At 53.2% G+C, this 16484-nt stretch carries 15 protein-coding genes; 7 read left to right on the forward strand and 8 right to left on the reverse strand.

Translation table 11 applies throughout. The features are described 5' to 3' along the window. Positions 1 to 40 precede the first annotated feature (40 nt). Positions 41 to 532, forward strand: a complete 492-nt coding sequence (locus tag ACLHDD_RS01585; protein ID WP_427102659.1) for a YajQ family cyclic di-GMP-binding protein — start codon at positions 41 to 43, stop codon at positions 530 to 532. 162 nt (positions 533 to 694) lie between these two features. Here the strand turns inward: ACLHDD_RS01585 and ACLHDD_RS01590 are convergent, their stop codons facing one another. The 8 genes from ACLHDD_RS01590 to ACLHDD_RS01625 form a co-directional block, all read right to left on the reverse strand. Further along, entirely contained in the window at positions 695 to 2059 is a 1365-nt protein-coding gene (locus ACLHDD_RS01590; protein WP_427102660.1) for an MFS transporter, read from the reverse strand. 132 nt (positions 2060 to 2191) lie between these two features. Next, positions 2192 to 3079 carry a heme o synthase gene (cyoE, locus tag ACLHDD_RS01595; RefSeq protein WP_111142256.1) on the reverse strand — a complete coding sequence of 296 codons (888 nt, stop codon included), beginning with the start codon at positions 3077 to 3079 and terminating at the stop codon, positions 2192 to 2194. Between the two features lie 13 nt (positions 3080 to 3092). Further along, a complete protein-coding gene (locus ACLHDD_RS01600) occupies positions 3093 to 3422 on the reverse strand; it encodes a cytochrome o ubiquinol oxidase subunit IV (protein WP_008924889.1) in 330 nt (109 codons plus the stop codon). Beyond that, positions 3422 to 4039 (reverse strand): cytochrome o ubiquinol oxidase subunit III, encoded by a 618-nt coding sequence (locus ACLHDD_RS01605; RefSeq protein ID WP_009091720.1) that lies wholly within the window; start codon positions 4037 to 4039, stop codon positions 3422 to 3424. The genes ACLHDD_RS01600 and ACLHDD_RS01605 overlap by 1 nt, the downstream gene beginning before the upstream one ends. Then, positions 4039 to 6021 (reverse strand): cytochrome o ubiquinol oxidase subunit I, encoded by a 1983-nt coding sequence (gene cyoB / locus ACLHDD_RS01610; RefSeq protein WP_427102661.1) that lies wholly within the window; start codon positions 6019 to 6021, stop codon positions 4039 to 4041. The genes ACLHDD_RS01605 and cyoB overlap by 1 nt, the downstream gene beginning before the upstream one ends. A 4-nt stretch (positions 6022 to 6025) precedes the next feature. Then, entirely contained in the window at positions 6026 to 6952 is a 927-nt protein-coding gene (gene cyoA / locus ACLHDD_RS01615; RefSeq protein ID WP_111140967.1) for a cytochrome o ubiquinol oxidase subunit II, read from the reverse strand. Positions 6953 to 7397: 445 nt separating this feature from the next. Continuing rightward, positions 7398 to 8888 (reverse strand): muropeptide MFS transporter AmpG, encoded by a 1491-nt coding sequence (ampG, locus tag ACLHDD_RS01620; RefSeq protein WP_427102662.1) that lies wholly within the window; start codon positions 8886 to 8888, stop codon positions 7398 to 7400. 57 nt (positions 8889 to 8945) lie between these two features. Then, on the reverse strand, positions 8946 to 9524 hold the full coding sequence (locus ACLHDD_RS01625; RefSeq protein ID WP_427102663.1) for a lipoprotein: 579 nt from the start codon (positions 9522 to 9524) through the stop codon (positions 8946 to 8948). On the opposite strand from ACLHDD_RS01625, the gene ACLHDD_RS01630 reads away from it, so the two are divergent. The 6 genes from ACLHDD_RS01630 to clpX all read left to right on the forward strand — a co-directional run bounded on the left by ACLHDD_RS01630 (position 9445) and on the right by clpX (position 16334). Continuing rightward, on the forward strand, positions 9445 to 9735 hold the full coding sequence (locus ACLHDD_RS01630) for a hypothetical protein (protein WP_427105237.1): 291 nt from the start codon (positions 9445 to 9447) through the stop codon (positions 9733 to 9735). The two genes, ACLHDD_RS01625 and ACLHDD_RS01630, sit on opposite strands and share 80 nt — an antisense overlap. A 73-nt stretch (positions 9736 to 9808) precedes the next feature. After that, complete coding sequence (gene bolA, locus ACLHDD_RS01635; protein ID WP_427102664.1) at positions 9809 to 10123, forward strand: transcriptional regulator BolA; 315 nt, start codon at positions 9809 to 9811, stop codon at positions 10121 to 10123. Positions 10124 to 10613: 490 nt separating this feature from the next. After that, positions 10614 to 12236, forward strand: coding sequence for a carbohydrate-binding protein (locus ACLHDD_RS01640; RefSeq protein ID WP_427102665.1), 1623 nt, complete (start codon positions 10614 to 10616; stop codon positions 12234 to 12236). 429 nt (positions 12237 to 12665) lie between these two features. Next, positions 12666 to 13970: a trigger factor gene (tig, locus tag ACLHDD_RS01645; RefSeq protein ID WP_427102666.1), complete on the forward strand. Its 1305-nt coding sequence runs from the start codon at positions 12666 to 12668 to the stop codon at positions 13968 to 13970. A gap of 335 nt (positions 13971 to 14305) precedes the next feature. Beyond that, positions 14306 to 14929, forward strand: coding sequence for an ATP-dependent Clp endopeptidase proteolytic subunit ClpP (clpP, locus tag ACLHDD_RS01650; RefSeq protein WP_111140963.1), 624 nt, complete (start codon positions 14306 to 14308; stop codon positions 14927 to 14929). Positions 14930 to 15062: 133 nt separating this feature from the next. Next, positions 15063 to 16334: an ATP-dependent protease ATP-binding subunit ClpX gene (gene clpX / locus ACLHDD_RS01655; RefSeq protein ID WP_111140962.1), complete on the forward strand. Its 1272-nt coding sequence runs from the start codon at positions 15063 to 15065 to the stop codon at positions 16332 to 16334. The last annotated feature ends 150 nt before the right edge of the window (positions 16335 to 16484 follow it).

A 16484-nucleotide genomic window follows, 5' to 3' on the forward strand; every position in this document is an offset into this window, starting at 1 on the left:
GCGTATTATGCATGTCACTTTAGCGTCAGGAGAAGAAGAGATGCCATCTTTCGATATCGTTTCAGAAGTCGATCTGCAGGAAATTCGCAATGCGGTGGAAAATGCTAACCGTGAAGTGTCGACCCGCTTCGATTTCCGCAACGTGAGCGCCGAGTTTGTGCTCAACGAAAAGAATGAAACCATTAAAATCACCAGCGAGTCCGATTTTCAGGTTAAGCAGCTGGTCGATATTCTGCGTGAGAAACTACTGAAGCGCGGGATTGAAGGCGGTGCCTTAGAGGTGCCGGAAGAGATTGAACACAGCGGTAAAAGCTGGACGGTTGAGTCAAAACTGAAAAAGGGCATTGAAAGCGACGTCGCGAAAAAGCTGGTGAAGCTGATCAAAGACAGCAAGCTGAAAGTGCAGACGCAGATTCAGGGTGAAGCCCTGCGTGTGACCGGAAAAGCGCGTGACGATTTGCAGAGTGCGATGGCGATCGTGCGCGGCAGCAATCTGGGGCAGCCATTCCAGTTTAAAAACTTCCGCGATTAAGCAGAGCAGGCTGGGTGTTCTCAGCATGAAGACTGTGATAAAAAACCCGGCACAGGCCGGGTTTTTTATTGTCGGAACAGGCGTTCCATCGGGAGACTTTTGTGACTTGTCGATCCGGGCCTGAAGCTAAAGGGTGGATATCGCCACAACTCCGTTCAGCCGTCAGCAGCTGCCGAGCAGGGCTTCCAGCTCAGGGCGGCTGGTAACTTTACTGTCGATTTTGATGTAGGCACTTTTCTCTTCCGGCACGATAAATACGGAGTTAACGCCTTTCTGCGCTTTCAGGCGCTGCTCCAGATTCGGCAACGCCAGTGCCGCGTCACTCAGCACAATGCGCAGGCTGCTGACATAAGGCGGCTCCTGCATCGTCATGCTGACAAACAGCCAGGCTGCCGCCACCATCGCGCCCAACAGAAAGACGGTCTGCGCATCGAAATGCCCAAATACCCAGCCGCCCATGCTGCCGCCTACCGCGACCCCCAGAAACTGGCTGGTGGAGTAAATACCCATCGCCGTGCCTTTGTAACCGGCAGGTGACTCTTTACTGATTAGCGAAGGGAGAATGGCTTCCATCAGGTTAAAGGCGAAGAAGAAGAGCTGAACACCCAGTACTAAAGTCCAGAAATGCCCCTCTGCGCCCCACAACACGATCTCAGCAATCACGATCATCCCGACGCAGCCGACAAACACGCGCTTCATGCGACGCTTCACTTCGGCATAGATGATGAACGGCACTACACCCGCAAAGGCGATCAGCATAGTGGAGAGGTAGATTTTCCAGTGTTCGGGCGCCGGAAAGCCCGCCTGCTCGAACTGACCCGGCAGAGCCACAAAGCTCGACATCAGCAGGACATGCAGGCAGAAAATCCCGAAATTCAGCTTCACCAGACGCGGATTGGCCAGCACTTTACGGAAGCTGCCTTTGACCATGCCGGACTCACGGTTCAGCACATGGTGGGAGGCGGAAGGCACCACCAGCAGCGTGATCACAATACCCAGTGAGGCCAGAATCGCAATCATCCAGAAGAGCGCATGCAGACCCAGCGCATGGGTCACAATCGGACCGACAACCATGGCAATCGCGAACGTAATGCCAAAACTGATGCCGATAAACGCCATCGCTTTAGTGCGGTTCTGCTCGCGGGTTAAATCGGACAGGAGAGCCATGACGGCTGCGGCAATTGCCCCTGAGCCTTGCAACGCACGGCCCAGAATGATGCCCCAGATAGAGTCGGTGCTGGCAGCGATTACGCTGCCCAGTACAAACAGCAACAGCCCGCCAACGATCAGAGGCTTACGCCCGATGCGATCGGAGAGCAGACCAAAAGGGATCTGAAATATTGCCTGGGCAAGGCCATAAATGCCAATTGCCAGCCCGATAAGGGCTTCACTTGCACCCTGTAATGCCATGCCATAAGTGGTCAGTACCGGCAGGACCATAAACATTCCCAGCATCCGCAGGGAAAAGACCGTACCGAGGCCCCATGTGGCACGCAGCTCCACCGGAGTCATTTTATTATCGTTCATTCCAACCTCTGTTAATGTGCTGCATTTATTCTAGGGGGCGGGGCAGGGCGGGTAAAACAATAGTTTTTAAGCAGTGGTAACAAAAAGAAAGGGCGCGAAAATCGCGCCCTTTTCATGTCATTTCGGTGCCGGTTACCAGACGTAAGTCAGCAGGTCCTTCGACACGGGTGCCATCGAATCGACCGACATCATCACGCTCAGCGCGGTGATGGTGACGATTGAAAAGACAAACAGTTTACGCGCCCAGACACGGTCATCCGCCGTTTTATAACCCGACAAGGCCATGCCCAGCCACCAGACGCTGACCGCAGCAGCCACTACCAGATATTTGTAGCCCGCGTAACCGCCCAGCGTCAGCATCAGCGTGGCAATCATAAACGCCAGGATATAGAGCGTAATATGATTTTTAGCCACCGAGATGCCTTTCACCACCGGCAGAACCGGGATGTTCGCGGCCTGGTAATCTTTAAAGCGGAAGATGGCAATCGCGTACGAATGCGGCATCTGCCACAGGCTAAAGATAGCCAGCAGGATTAACGCGCCTGCATCAAACTGGTTGGAGACGGCGCAGTAGCCGATAACCGGCGGCGCAGCACCCGACAGACTGCCAATCAGCGTGCCGTAAACGGAGTGACGCTTCATGTAGAGGCTGTAAATACCCACGTAAACCACGAAGCCCATTACCGCCAGCCACATGGCCAGCGGATTAGCACCGAAGTAGAGCAACGCAAAGCCAGCAATACCCAGCACAGTGGCGTAAACCAGGCTTACTTTCGCGGAGATGAGGCCTTTTACCAGCACCCGATTCCTGGTTCTCTCCATCTTGATGTCAATGTCGCGGTCGATCACGTTGTTGAAAACACAACCGGATGCAACCACCAGTGACACGCCCACCAGGGTGATGAGAAACAGGGCGTAATCCGTGTTGCCTTTAGAGGCCAACAGGAATCCGCCGATCACAGAAATTAAATTCCCGAAAATAATTCCTGGTTTTGTAACTTGCAGGTATTGCTTAAACATTACGTGTGACTCTTTAGTGAGGCATCATGTTGTAGTTGAGGTTCCACATGATCCACAGTGAGCCTACTACGACAATCAGGATGATGATGGCCGAGAAAACAATGGCTACCATGTTCCAGCCACCCTCAGATTTGCTGTCTAAGTGCAGGAAGTAAACCAGGTGCACCAGCACCTGAATGACTGCACATACCAGAACAACACCAAGGATAGTACCGTGAGATGCACTGCCATCCATTACCATCCAGAACGGGATCGCCGTCAGGATGATAGAGAGGATGAAGCCGATCATGTAGGACTTCACGCTACCGTGTGAAGCGCCATGTTCGTTAACAGAATGACTCATTACATGGCTCCCATCAGGTAAACAACGGTGAAGACGCAAATCCAGACCACGTCCAGGAAGTGCCAGAACAGGCTCAGGCACATGATACGGGTGCGGTTAGTCGCGTTCAGGCCACGTTTGGAAATCTGGAACATCAGAACCAGCATCCAGATCAGGCCGGAGGTCACGTGCAGACCGTGGGTGCCGACTAGCGTAAAGAAGCCAGACAGGAAGCCGCTGCGATCCGGACCAAAGCCTTCGGCAATCAGGTGATGGAATTCATAGATTTCCATTCCGATGAAGCCCAGACCAAACAGGAAGGTCAGCGCCAGCCAGCCGATAACGGCCCCTTTTTGCTCCTTGTTCATGGAGATAACAGCCATACCGTAAGTGATCGAACTCAGCAGCAGCAGGGCGGTTTCTACCAGAACAAATGGCAGCTCAAAGATATCTTTACCTGCCGGGCCACCGGCAGTGTTGTTGACCATGACAGCATAGGTCGCAAACAGGGTTGCGAAGATAATGCAGTCACTCATCAGGTAGATCCAGAAGCCAAAGACTTTATTGGCTCCTGCATCGTGATGCCCATGCTCCGCATGGGCGTCGTGGTGATGTTTAATCAGAGTTTCAGTTGACATTATTTCAGACCTGCTTTGCTGATTTCGTCAAAGTGCTGGTTTTCAATCTTCTGAACTTCAGCAACCGGAACGTAGTAATCCACGTCTTCGTCGAAGCTCTTCACGATCCAGGTAACGATCATGCCGAGGAATGAAAGACCCGCCATCCACCAGATATGCCAGATCAGCGCGAAACCCATCACCGTTGCGAATGCGCAGATGACGATAGCGGCACCGCTGTTTTTCGGCATATGAATTTCTTCGTACGATGCCGGCTGTTTGTACGCTTCGCCTTTCTCTTTCATTTCCCAGAAAGCGTCGCGCTCATGCACATGTGGGATAACAGCAAAGTTATAGAACGGTGGTGGTGAAGAGGTTGCCCACTCCAGCGTACGACCGCCCCACGGGTCACCGGTCAGATCGCGGTTCTGATGACGGTCACGGACCGACACATAGAACATGGTCAGCTGACACAGGATACCCAGTGCAATCAGACCCGCACCGACCGCAGCCACCACCAGCAGAGAGTGGAACTGTGGATCGATATTCTGGCTCAGACGACGGGTCATACCCATGAAGCCCAGTGCGTACAGCGGCATAAAGGCAACGAAGAAACCAATAATCCAGAACCAGAAGGCGCGCTTGCCCCAGGTTTCGTTCAGGGTAAAGCCGAACGCTTTCGGGAACCAGTAGGTCACGCCCGCCATACAACCGAAGACCACACCACCGATAATAACGTTATGGAAGTGCGCAATCAGGAACAGACTGTTGTGCAGAATAAAGTCAGCACCCGGAACGGCCAGCAGAACCCCGGTCATTCCCCCAACGGAGAAGGTTACCAGGAAGCCAACGGTCCACAGCATGGCAGAGTGCATCTGAATGCGGCCCTGGTACATGGTGAACAGCCAGTTAAAGATTTTAACGCCGGTCGGAATTGCGATGATCATCGTCATGATACCGAAAAAGGCGTTAACGTTGGCACCCGCACCCATGGTGAAGAAGTGGTGCAGCCAGACGATGAACGACAGGACGGTAATGGCGATAGTCGCCCAGACCAGAGAGGTATAACCAAACAGACGTTTTTTGGAGAAGGTCGCGGTAATTTCTGCGAACACACCAAACACCGGCAGTACCAGGATATACACTTCCGGATGGCCCCAGACCCAGATCAGGTTGACGTACATCATCATGTTCCCGCCCATTTCATTGGTGAAGAAATGGAAGCCGAGATAACGATCAAGGGTCAACAGCGCCAGGGTCACGGTCAGAACCGGGAACGCAGCGATGATCAGGACGTTGGTGCACAGCGCGGTCCAGGTGAAGACCGGCATTTTGAACAGGCTCATGCCTGGCGCACGCATCTTCAGGATAGTCACGAAGAAGTTAATACCGGTTAAGGTCGTACCAATACCTGAGAGCTGAAGGCTCCAGATCCAGTAATCGACCCCGACCCCGGGACTGTACTCCGCACCGGAGAGCGGCGGATAGGCCAGCCAGCCGGTCTGTGCGAACTCGCCCACACCCAGAGAAATGTTAACCAGGATCACACCGACCGCAGTAAACCAGAAGCTCAGGTTGTTCAGGAACGGGAACGCAACGTCGCGTGCACCAATCTGCAACGGAACGGCGATGTTCATCAGGCCAACCACGAAAGGCATCGCCACGAAGAAGATCATAATCACGCCGTGCGCGGTAAAGATCTGGTCGTAGTGGTGCGGTGGCAGAATGCCCGCTTCACCGGCCGAAGCCATAACCTGTTGGGTACGCATCATGATGGCATCGGCGAAACCACGCAGCAGCATGACGAACGCCATGATGACATACATGATACCCAGGCGTTTGTGGTCGACTGACGTCAGCCATTCAGACCACAGATATTTCCACTTACCAAAATAGGTGAGCGCAGCGACCAGCGCCAGACCACCTAAGATGATAGCGGCGACCGTGACCATGATAATCGGCTCATGGTACGGCACTGCATCCAGTGTTAATTTTCCGAACATCGTATTATTCCTCGGCTCCCGCGGAAGCGGTGTGACTCATGTCCATACCTTCATGCTGTGGCATGTCCATTTTCCCGTGGCTCATCTTGAACTTGTCGATGACTTGCATGAACAGTTTCGGATCAGCTGAAGAGAAATATTCCACCGGGTGATTTTCGCTTGGCACAGCCACTTTCTCGAAATCATCCATGGTGGTCAGCGTGTTAGGGGCTGCTTTAACTTTAGCCACCCACTGCTGGAATTCCGCATCGTCTTTAGTTGCAATGGCTTTAAACTTCATGCCAGAGAAACCACGACCACTGAAGTTCGCAGAGATACCGTCGAAAGTTCCCGGCTCATTCGCAATCAGATGCAGCTTAGTCTGCATACCGGCCATCGCATAGATCTGGCTGCCGAGCGTTGGGATGAAGAAAGAGTTCATGACGGAGTTAGAGGTGATTTTGAAGTTCACCGGAGTATTTGCCGGGAAGGCAATCTGGTTCACGGTCGCAATACCCTGTTCCGGGTAAATGAACAACCATTTCCAGTCCAGTGCAACCACATCGATCTCAACCGGCTTCACATCGGATTGCAGCGGTTTGCTGGGCTCCAGTGCATGGGTCGATTTCCAGGTCAGCACGCTGAGGAAGAGAATGATCAGGATCGGAATGGTCCAGACCACGGCTTCCACTTTGTTAGAGTGTGACCAGTTGGGGCTGTACTTCGCATTTGTGTTGGATGCCCGATACTTCCAGGCAAACACCACGGCCATCAGGACTGCGGGAATCACGACGATCAACATCAGGCCAAAGGCAGTCAGTATCAGCGAACGTTGCTCCAGTGCAATCTGTCCTTTGGGATTTAACAATGCACTATCGCAGCCACTCATTAATAAAGTGCCTGCAATTAATGACAAAATCCCCAAACTTTTATTGTATTTACTGAGTCTCATTTAACGACCTCAATGACAAAGGGCTCTATTGTCGTTTAAGTGTGCGCGCATTTTACGGGAAGGTTTATGCAGTGTAAACCAGCTTAAGGATGTGTCAGATGCGTGTTGACACCTTTTGCTAGGGGTGTCACAGATGTTGCGTCAGGTGACAAATAGTTAACGCAGACAAGCAGTTGGCACCAATATAACAAAAACCAATAAAAGCTACGGCTGAAAAATCAGGGAAAGGAATAACCCTTACTTTTAACTCCCAAATATTTAACAAGTCTGCATCATTTGTGTGATGAAATTTAACCAAAGTAATTGCTCACCGGTTTTTAGTATTCAGTCTGTGTCTCCTCAGGTCATATTGCTATTTTTTAAAAATAACACGCGATGATAAATGATCGGGGTTTATTCGTCTGTCAAAAAAATAAACCCCGATCGGTCAACCTATCGATTTCGCTTAAGCGTCAGATGCAGGGTGCACAGGCGTTTTTTTCAGCGCCCGGTAGTCCAGCAACACGCCAGCCAGCACCGCCAGCAGGGCGAGTGTCATGCCCAGCTCAAACAGATGCGTCAGCCACGATGAAAGCGCCGTCCATCCCAGCGCATCCATTGCCAGCGCCACCAGCCAGATCGCCAGAATACCGCACCCGGCTACAAACAGACGATTCGTCCAGCGATAGCCATGAGGATAGTAGCTGCGCGTGAGGAATTTGCCACTCCGCTCCACCTGATTCAGCGTCTGACGGCAAAACAGCAGCAGCAGCAAGCCCGGCAGACCGGCCACCACCGTAAAAGCATAAAAGGTCGGCCAGCCCCACAGCTCAACCAGCCAGCCCGCTGCCGGGCCGACATAGACCCTGCCCACCGCCGAGAGTGCTGAGAGCAGCGCAAACTGGGTTGCCGAAAACGATTTGTTACACAACGTCATCAATAAAGCGACAAAGGCCGCGGTGCCCATTCCGCCACAGAGATTTTCAACGAAGACCGCGCTGGCCATACTCCACAGTTGTTTGTCCGTCACCGCCAGCAGCCAGTAGCCAAAGTTTGACGCCGCCTGCAGCACGCCAAAAATCAGCAGCGCGCGGAACAGGCTCAGTCGCTGCATCAGCACGCCGCCATACAGGGCGCCGATAATTGTCGCCAGCAGACCCAGGGTTTTGTTGACCAGGCCGACGTCTCCGGCGTTGAAGCCGACACCGCGAATCAGAAAAGTTGTGGTCAGCGAGGCGGCGAAGGCATCGCCCAGCTTGTAAAGGATAATCAGGGTGATCAACAGCCACGCATTGTTGCGCTGGAAGAAATCCGTCAGGGGGTCGACGACCGCCTGACGAAGTGAATGGGGCGTTGAGATGCGCGTATCCGGCTCGCTGGCCATGAGCGTTGCGATAATCCCAGGCACCATCATCAGCGCCATCAGCCAGTAGGTTGCCTGCCAGCCCAGATAACGGTCAGCCAGCCACAGCGCCAGTCCGCCAGAAATCAGCATCGCCAGCCGGTAACCCAGCACGGTGATTGCCGCGCCACTGCCGCGCTCCTCCGGCGGCAGGATGTCCGTTTTCCAGGCGTCAAACACGATATCCTGCGAGGCGGAACAGAAGGCGATGAGCACCGCCAGCGCGGCCATCAGGGTGAGATCGCGCGTGGGCTGCAGAAAGCCCATGGCGAGGATTCCGCCTGCCAGCGCCAGCTGACTAATCAGCAGCCAGCCGCGACGCCGGCCCAGAAACGGCGGCGTGTAGCGGTCCATCATTGGCGACCAGAGAAATTTAAAAACATAGGCCTGGCCGACCAGCGAAAAGAAACCGATGGTTTTCAGATCGACATTATCCACCGTCATCCATGCCTGTAACGTGCCTGATGTCAGTGCCAGGGGCAGTCCGGATGCGAAACCGAGGAGTAACAATACGGCGGCGTTTTTCTGGCGGAAGAGGCGAAGATAGTGATTCATGCGCATCCTGCAGATAACAAATTGCCCTGCGCAAGGCAGGGCAGAGAAGAGAGGGTATTAACGGGCGTTCTGTTTGATGAAGTCGTTGACGCTGGTGTCCTGCGCCATATCGGCGATCACGTCACTCATCGTGGCATTCACGGCGTTGGTAATCTTCTGGTTACTGGCGTTAAACGCGCCCTCTACGCTGTAAGTCTGGCGGTAGTTTTTAACCTGCTTGTTGCCGTTTTTAGCGGTGGCAATAATAGAAATGTCCGCTTTGGTGGTAATGCTGTAGCGCACATTGCCCTGCGTCACATCGGCATAAAGGTTGTTGACCACAATCTGCAGATCGACCGCGCCATCAGGACCAATCATATAACCACGCGCAGTCATCTGCTTCTCCAGAACTTCCTGCAGCAGGAAACGCAGATCGCGCGATGGCGTTAAGGTCACTAACTGACCATCACGGTTTACTTTTGCCAGCGCCTGATCTTTGCGCTGGTCTGCACCGTTGATGCTGACAGTCACACCCATCAGGCCCGGATCCTGCTGAGGTAACTCAATTTTAGGCTGAATGTTCAAGGTGGTATTGCTGGTTGCACAGCCGGCTAAAACAAACGCAGCCAACAGAGGGAATAACAGTTTTTTCAACATACTTTTTCTCGTAGATGTCAGGGGTTGGTTTGCAAAAACTGCGGCCATCATAGCATTGCCCGGCAGTGAAAAAAGCCCCGCGACAGGTGAAATTGTGTCTGAAATCGTTTTAAAAGGCCCTGCCGCAGACGGGTTTGCGGTTCATTCAAGGTGGGTTATGATGCGCGCCGTTAACGTGCAGATCACAAATGAAAAATTTACCCTCTGCTGACGGGTAAGCGCACAAAAAGCAACTAAGATTGAATGAGATGGGGCACTGCGCTCGCCATTGAGGAGTAATAGCCATGATTCGCGAACAAATAGAAGAAAAGCTGCGTGTGGCGTTTCAGCCAGCTCATCTGGAAGTCCATGACGAAAGTTATCGACATAATGTGCCCGCCGGGTCTGAAAGCCATTTTAAAGTTGTTATCGTCAGCGATTGCTTTGCGGGCCAGCGTTTTCTGGCACGTCACCGCCTGATTTACGGTGAACTGGCAGCAGAATTAGCGGGCAGCGTACATGCTCTGGCCCTGCATACCTACACACTGAAAGAGTGGGACGGATTACAGGACACGGTACTGGCTTCGCCTAACTGCCGTGGTGCCGGCACACTCGCCTGATTCCCGGTCTGTTAAACGGCCTGCGGGCCGTTTCAATCCGTTGAGACGAATGTATCCGCATGATAGTCGTGAGCAGAGCCGACGGGACGCAATTTAACAGGCTGCAACTGCCAGGAGAGCCAGCGCGACGTTACCGGGTCAGCCAATTCTTTCTGTTCCGGAGACGTTTGAAGGCGTGGTCAGCACGCTGACTTATGAATATCGATTCTTTGTCAGCCACGCTGATTGACCCGCTGCTGAGAGCAAATCAAACAAAATCCCTCTTTGCCCGTCGTTCCTCTGGCCGACTGAATGTGTTACCTCCGCTATTCTGCCTGGCCTTACTGCCGGACGCTTTCCCGCTTCTTCTGCCTTTAATAAACATCTTATGTCTTTAAAGATATGTCTCTTTCAGCGTGAGCCCGTTCGCCTCTGGCTGGCGTGTCTTCTTTGCAGACTATCCACAACAATAGTGAGCTTAATTTTGTCGTGATTTCAACGGAATATCATTATGCTCACTGTCTCTTTACTCAACCCGCACCTCCGTAAAGCAGGACGTCCGCTGCTGCTTGCGCTGGCCTGCGCAGCGGCTTTTCCGGTCGCCGCAGAGCAGGTCATGTTTGTTACCGCGCCGGTAAGCGATCCGGGTCATCTCGTGACCTCCACCCAAACGCCACGCCAGCCTGTTCCTGCCAGTGACGGTGCAGATCTCCTTAAAACCATTCCCGGTTTCTCAATATTGCGTAGCGGTGGCAGCAATGGTGATCCGGTGTTGCGCGGGATGTTTGGCTCGCGGCTGGCTATTCTGACCGAGGGCGCCACGACTCAGGGGGGCTGTGGCAGCCGAATGGATACCCCCACTGCTTACATCACACCCAAAAGTTACGACTCGCTGACGGTGATAAAAGGACCACAAAGTGTCACCCATGGGCCAATGGCCTCAGCAGGCACGCTGCTATTTGAACGTCAGCCGGAGCTGTTCAGCCAGCCGGGAATAAAAGGGTCGGCTGATCTTCTTCAGGGAGCAAATGGCCGCTCAGACCAGAACGTTAATACGGTCTTCGGTAACAGTACAGGTTATATCCGTTTAGACGGCAACCGTTCGGTTTCGGATGATTACCGGGACGGAGATGGCAACTACGCGCGTGCCGTGGGTGACAAACGTAAAATTATCCTGGGGCAGACGATTAACTCTCAGTGGGGGCCAGCAGGACGGTTTGTAGAAAGTCGCCAGACGAATGTCAACCGTGCGGGGTGGCAGGCAGAACACGGCTACGGTGGCTTCTTTATCTGGACGCTGGGTGCCAACAACCAGCAGCAACCGCTTGCCCAGCAGGTCGATTACTTTAATGAAATGAAAGAACGGGCTGACCTGATGTCCGGCCAGTCTGCGAGCGAGGATGTGACCGCACCAACGGCCCCGACAGGGCTGAAAGTGATGGAAAGCGACAACGCGATTACGCTGGTATGGCAGCCGTCAACGGACAGTGTGGGCGTAAAAGGCTATTCCATTCTGCGCAATGGTGTGCCGGTTGGCTCCACGACAGACACGCGCTGGACAGACAACGATATCGCGCCAGGTGGCGTTACCTGGCGCTATACCGTTAAAGCATTTGATGCGGCAGGCAATCTCTCTGATGCCAGCAATGCAGTGGACGTGAAAACGCGCCCGGCTCCTGAGGCTGTGACTGTCGCGCCTGACGCGCCGGCTGGTCTGAGCCTGGTTTCTGCCGGGAAAACCCAGCTGAGTATTCAGTGGCGTAGTGTTGCCGGCGCAGTGAAATATAAGGTGCTGCGTAATGGCATGCAGGTCGGCACACTCGCGGGAACCCGGTTTGACGACAGGGATCTGAAAGCAGCAACGGCCTACAGTTATACGGTTGTGGCTGAAAACGCGAAAGGACAAACGTCACTGGCGAGTGCCGCCCTGAAGGTCAAAACGCAGGCCAGTGCGGTTAAGCCGACACCGGCTCCACAACCGTCATCGTCAGAAGCGTGGAAAACAGGTGTGAACTACAAAACGGGGGATATCGTGACCTATAAAGGAAAACAGTATCGCTGTCTGCAGGGACACCCGTCGATGGCGCACTGGGCGCCGGCAGAGACGATGGCACTCTGGCAGCTGGTTCGCTAACGTCACAGGGCTGTCAGGGCCTCTGCCTGTGTGCAGAGGCCCTGACGCTCACTGTTGCTGAGTAGGGGATGCCTCGCCGGGACAACGCTCTCAGGCCTGCTGCGGGGAAAGGCAGCACAGAACAAACAGGTCCTCCCCGGTTACCGTTTTCTGCGGACAGATATCCCCGCGATCCGTTTCAGGAATGATGTCAGGTTCATTAAAGCAATCAGCAACGTAAGATCCCACCGGTGGTGAGTTAGCGTCCTCGACTCATTCCGGTGATGTCGCTATAATGCTGCGTCTATTTTTCCGGAATGTCTTCGGGACGCTTCTGGTAACAGGGATCAGGTTCTCTTCACGGAAGCCGTCCCGGTTGTTAGATACGGCGCATTTCACGATGTGTGGTGTCTGAAGTTGACCGAGCACGTGATTTTTTGAGGTAACAAGATGCAAGTTTCTGTAGAGACCACTCAGGGCCTGGGCCGTCGCATTACGATCACTGTCGCTGCTGACAGCATCGAAAGCGCAGTAAAAAAAGAACTGGTTGACGTTGCCAGGAAAGTTCGCATCGACGGTTTCCGTAAAGGCAAAGTGCCGATGAACATTGTGGCACAGCGTTACGGCGCTTCTGTCCGTCAGGACGTGCTGGGCGAGCTGATGACGCGCAACTTCGTTGATGCCATCATCAAAGAAAAAATTAATCCGGCTGGCGCACCGAACTACGTGCCAGGCGAATACAAAGAAGGTCAGGACTTCACCTATGCGGTTGAATTCGAAGTTTATCCGGAAGTTGAGCTGAAAGGCCTGGAAAACATCGAAGTCGAAAAACCGCTGGTTGAAGTAACCGACGCTGACGTTGACACCATGCTGGATACCCTGCGCAAGCAGCAGGCCAACTGGATCGAAAGCGACGCGGCTGCAGGCCCGGAAGATCGTGCAACTCTCGATTTCAACGGTTCTGTTGACGGCGAAGAATTTGACGGCGGCAAAGCTTCTGATTTCGTTCTGGCCATGGGCCAGGGCCGCATGATTCCAGGTTTCGAAGAAGGCGTTGTGGGTCACAAAGCAGGCGAAACCTTCACTATCGACGTGAAATTCCCGGACGACTACCATGCAGAAACCCTGAAAGGGAAAGATGCGAAGTTCGAGATCGTGCTGAAGAAAGTTGAAACGCGCGAACTGCCTGAGCTGACTGAAGAGTTCATCAAACGTTTCGGCGTTGAAGATGGTTCAGTGGCTGGTCTGCGTACCGAAGTGCGTAAGAACATGGACCGCGAGCTGAAAGGCGCAATCCGCAACCGCATCAAGTCTCAGGCAATCGACGGTTTGGTTGCGGCCAACGAAATCGACGTCCCGGCCGCTCTGGTTGACAGCGAAATCGACGTTCTGCGTCGTCAGGCTGCACAGCGCTTTGGTGGCAACGAAAAACAGGCGCTGGAACTGCCACGCGAACTGTTTGAAGAGCAGGCTAAACGCCGCGTTGTCGTTGGTCTGCTGCTGGGCGAAGTGATTCGTACCCATGAGCTGAAAGCGGACGACGCGCGCGTTAACACCATGATTGAAGAGATGGCTTCTGCGTATGAAGATCCGCAGGAAGTGATCGCGTTCTACAGCAAGAACGACGAGCTGATGAACAACATGCGCAACGTTGCGCTGGAAGAGCAGGCGGTTGAAGCGGTCCTGGCGAAAGCAAAAGTGACCGAGAAAGAAACCAACTTCCAGGATCTGATGAATCAGACCGCTCAGGCCTGATCACCCGATTAACCTTGTGTGCTAAGCCCGTGACTGAAAAGTCGCGGGCTTTTTTGTATTCTGCAGCCAGGCCGCCGCGCTTTGCCGCTATTTGTTTAATTTATCGGCAAATTATTCACGCATCGCTTTTTCCGGGTTAGCGAACAGGGAAAAGATTGTTATGCTTGAAACATGCGTGCAGCATCCCCAGATACCGGGAGTATGCAGAAATGAGAGTGAGGCTGGCTGATTAACCGTCCTGAAGGAGTCGGAAAAGATGCAGCGTGGAGTTTCCCGCGCGTCTTACGTAGAATCGGTACAGAATGTTGCCAATGAAATTTATCCAGGAGACGGTAATGTCATACAGTGGCGATCGTGAATATACTGCACCGCACAATGCGCTGGTGCCAATGGTGGTTGAACAAACTTCGCGTGGTGAGCGTTCTTACGACATCTACTCCCGTCTGCTGAAAGAGCGCGTCATTTTCCTGACCGGCCAGGTAGAAGACCACATGGCTAATCTGATTGTGGCGCAGATGCTGTTTCTGGAAGCTGAGAATCCCGAAAAAGACATCTATCTCTACATCAACTCACCTGGCGGTGTGATCACGGCCGGTATGTCGATTTACGACACCATGAAATTTATCAAGCCGGATGTCAGCACCATCTGTATGGGTCAGGCCTGCTCCATGGGCGCTTTCCTGCTGACGGCGGGCACCAAAGGCAAGCGTTTCTGTCTGCCTAACTCACGCGTCATGATTCACCAGCCGCTGGGCGGTTATCAGGGCCAGGCGACCGACATCGAGATCCATGCGCGCGAAATCCTGAAAGTTAAGCAGCGTATGAATGAGCTGATGGCTGAGCACACCGGTAAAACGCTGGAAGAAATTGAGCGTGATACCGAGCGCGACCGTTTCCTCTCTGCAAATGAAGCGGTAGAGTATGGATTAGTCGATTCGATTCTGACGCATCGTCAATAAGACCCGACCTGCCGTTGTTCCTGGTCTATAGTTATCGGAACAACGGTACTTAATGGGTTGAATGAATTTCGGCCGTCTCTGCACGGCCAGTGCCATACGCGGGTATGGCCTGAGAACATGAAGAGGTTAACTGATGACAGATAAGCGCAAAGACGGTTCAGGAAAGTTGCTGTACTGCTCTTTTTGCGGCAAAAGCCAGCATGAAGTGCGAAAGCTGATTGCCGGGCCGTCAGTGTATATCTGCGATGAGTGTGTTGACCTGTGCAACGACATCATTCGCGAAGAGATTAAAGAAGTCGCTCCGCACCGCGAGCGTAGTGCTTTGCCTACGCCACATGAAATCCGCCATCACCTTGATGATTATGTCATCGGTCAGGAAAGAGCGAAGAAAGTGCTGGCGGTAGCGGTCTACAACCACTACAAGCGTCTGCGTAACGGCGATACCAGCAATGGTATTGAACTGGGCAAAAGTAACATCCTGCTGATCGGCCCGACCGGGAGCGGGAAAACCCTGCTGGCCGAAACGCTGGCCCGTCTGCTTGATGTGCCGTTTACCATGGCCGATGCCACTACGCTGACGGAAGCGGGTTACGTGGGTGAGGATGTTGAAAACATCATCCAGAAACTTCTGCAGAAGTGCGACTATGACGTGCAGAAAGCGCAGCGCGGCATCGTCTACATTGACGAAATCGACAAAATTTCACGTAAGTCTGACAACCCGTCCATTACCCGTGACGTGTCAGGTGAAGGTGTTCAGCAGGCTCTGCTGAAATTGATCGAAGGCACCGTGGCAGCCGTTCCACCACAGGGTGGACGCAAACATCCGCAGCAGGAGTTCTTACAGGTCGATACCTCTAAGATTCTGTTTATCTGTGGCGGCGCGTTTGCCGGTCTGGATAAGGTGATCTCCCAGCGTGTCGAAACCGGCTCCGGTATCGGCTTTGGCGCAACCGTTAAAGGGAAATCGCAGAAAGCCAGTGAAGGTGAGCTGCTTTCACAGTGCGAACCTGAAGATCTGATCAAGTTTGGTCTGATTCCGGAGTTTATCGGTCGTCTGCCCGTCGTGGCAACCCTGAGCGAACTCAGCGAAGAAGCACTGATTCAGATCCTGCGTGAGCCGAAAAACGCCCTGACAAAACAGTACCAGGCGCTGTTTAACCTGGAAGGCGTTGAACTGGAATTCCGTGACGAGGCATTAACGGCGATCGCTAAAAAAGCGATGTCACGTAAAACCGGCGCGCGCGGTCTGCGTTCTATCGTAGAGGGTGCGTTGCTGGAAACGATGTATGACCTGCCTTCCATGGATGACGTGGAGAAAGTCGTGATTGATGAATCAGTTATTGATGGTCAGTCTGACCCGATGTTGATTTATGGTAAGCATGAAGCCCAGGCGTCTGGCGAATAAATAAACATATCGTCCATGTTGTACTCGTAAAAAAGGGGAAAATCTTTCCCCTTTTGCTTTTCTCGCCTCTGTGACGTTGAATGTCAGACAATCATCCCCATATACTCAGATACCTGTGGGTTTAACTGCATACCTGCCTGATGCGGTTCC

It is taken from the genome of Pantoea sp. NSTU24, assembly GCF_050157905.1.
Taxonomy (GTDB): Bacteria; Pseudomonadota; Gammaproteobacteria; order Enterobacterales; family Enterobacteriaceae; genus Pantoea.

Excerpts from the sequence above, each read along its gene's own strand:
- ACLHDD_RS01585 (WP_427102659.1), top strand. The coding sequence starts at position 41 with ATGCCATCTTTCGATATCGTTTCAGAAGTCGATCTGCAGGAAATTCGC.
- ACLHDD_RS01590 (WP_427102660.1), bottom strand. The coding sequence starts at position 2,059 with ATGAACGATAATAAAATGACTCCGGTGGAGCTGCGTGCCACATGGGGC.
- cyoE (WP_111142256.1), bottom strand. The coding sequence starts at position 3,079 with ATGTTTAAGCAATACCTGCAAGTTACAAAACCAGGAATTATTTTCGGG.
- ACLHDD_RS01600 (WP_008924889.1), bottom strand. The coding sequence starts at position 3,422 with ATGAGTCATTCTGTTAACGAACATGGCGCTTCACACGGTAGCGTGAAG.
- ACLHDD_RS01605 (WP_009091720.1), bottom strand. The coding sequence starts at position 4,039 with ATGTCAACTGAAACTCTGATTAAACATCACCACGACGCCCATGCGGAG.
- cyoB (WP_427102661.1), bottom strand. The coding sequence starts at position 6,021 with ATGTTCGGAAAATTAACACTGGATGCAGTGCCGTACCATGAGCCGATT.
- cyoA (WP_111140967.1), bottom strand. The coding sequence starts at position 6,952 with ATGAGACTCAGTAAATACAATAAAAGTTTGGGGATTTTGTCATTAATT.
- ampG (WP_427102662.1), bottom strand. The coding sequence starts at position 8,888 with ATGAATCACTATCTTCGCCTCTTCCGCCAGAAAAACGCCGCCGTATTG.
- ACLHDD_RS01630 (WP_427105237.1), top strand. The coding sequence starts at position 9,445 with ATGTTCAAGGTGGTATTGCTGGTTGCACAGCCGGCTAAAACAAACGCA.
- ACLHDD_RS01625 (WP_427102663.1), bottom strand. The coding sequence starts at position 9,524 with ATGTTGAAAAAACTGTTATTCCCTCTGTTGGCTGCGTTTGTTTTAGCC.
- bolA (WP_427102664.1), top strand. The coding sequence starts at position 9,809 with ATGATTCGCGAACAAATAGAAGAAAAGCTGCGTGTGGCGTTTCAGCCA.
- ACLHDD_RS01640 (WP_427102665.1), top strand. The coding sequence starts at position 10,614 with ATGCTCACTGTCTCTTTACTCAACCCGCACCTCCGTAAAGCAGGACGT.
- tig (WP_427102666.1), top strand. The coding sequence starts at position 12,666 with ATGCAAGTTTCTGTAGAGACCACTCAGGGCCTGGGCCGTCGCATTACG.
- clpP (WP_111140963.1), top strand. The coding sequence starts at position 14,306 with ATGTCATACAGTGGCGATCGTGAATATACTGCACCGCACAATGCGCTG.
- clpX (WP_111140962.1), top strand. The coding sequence starts at position 15,063 with ATGACAGATAAGCGCAAAGACGGTTCAGGAAAGTTGCTGTACTGCTCT.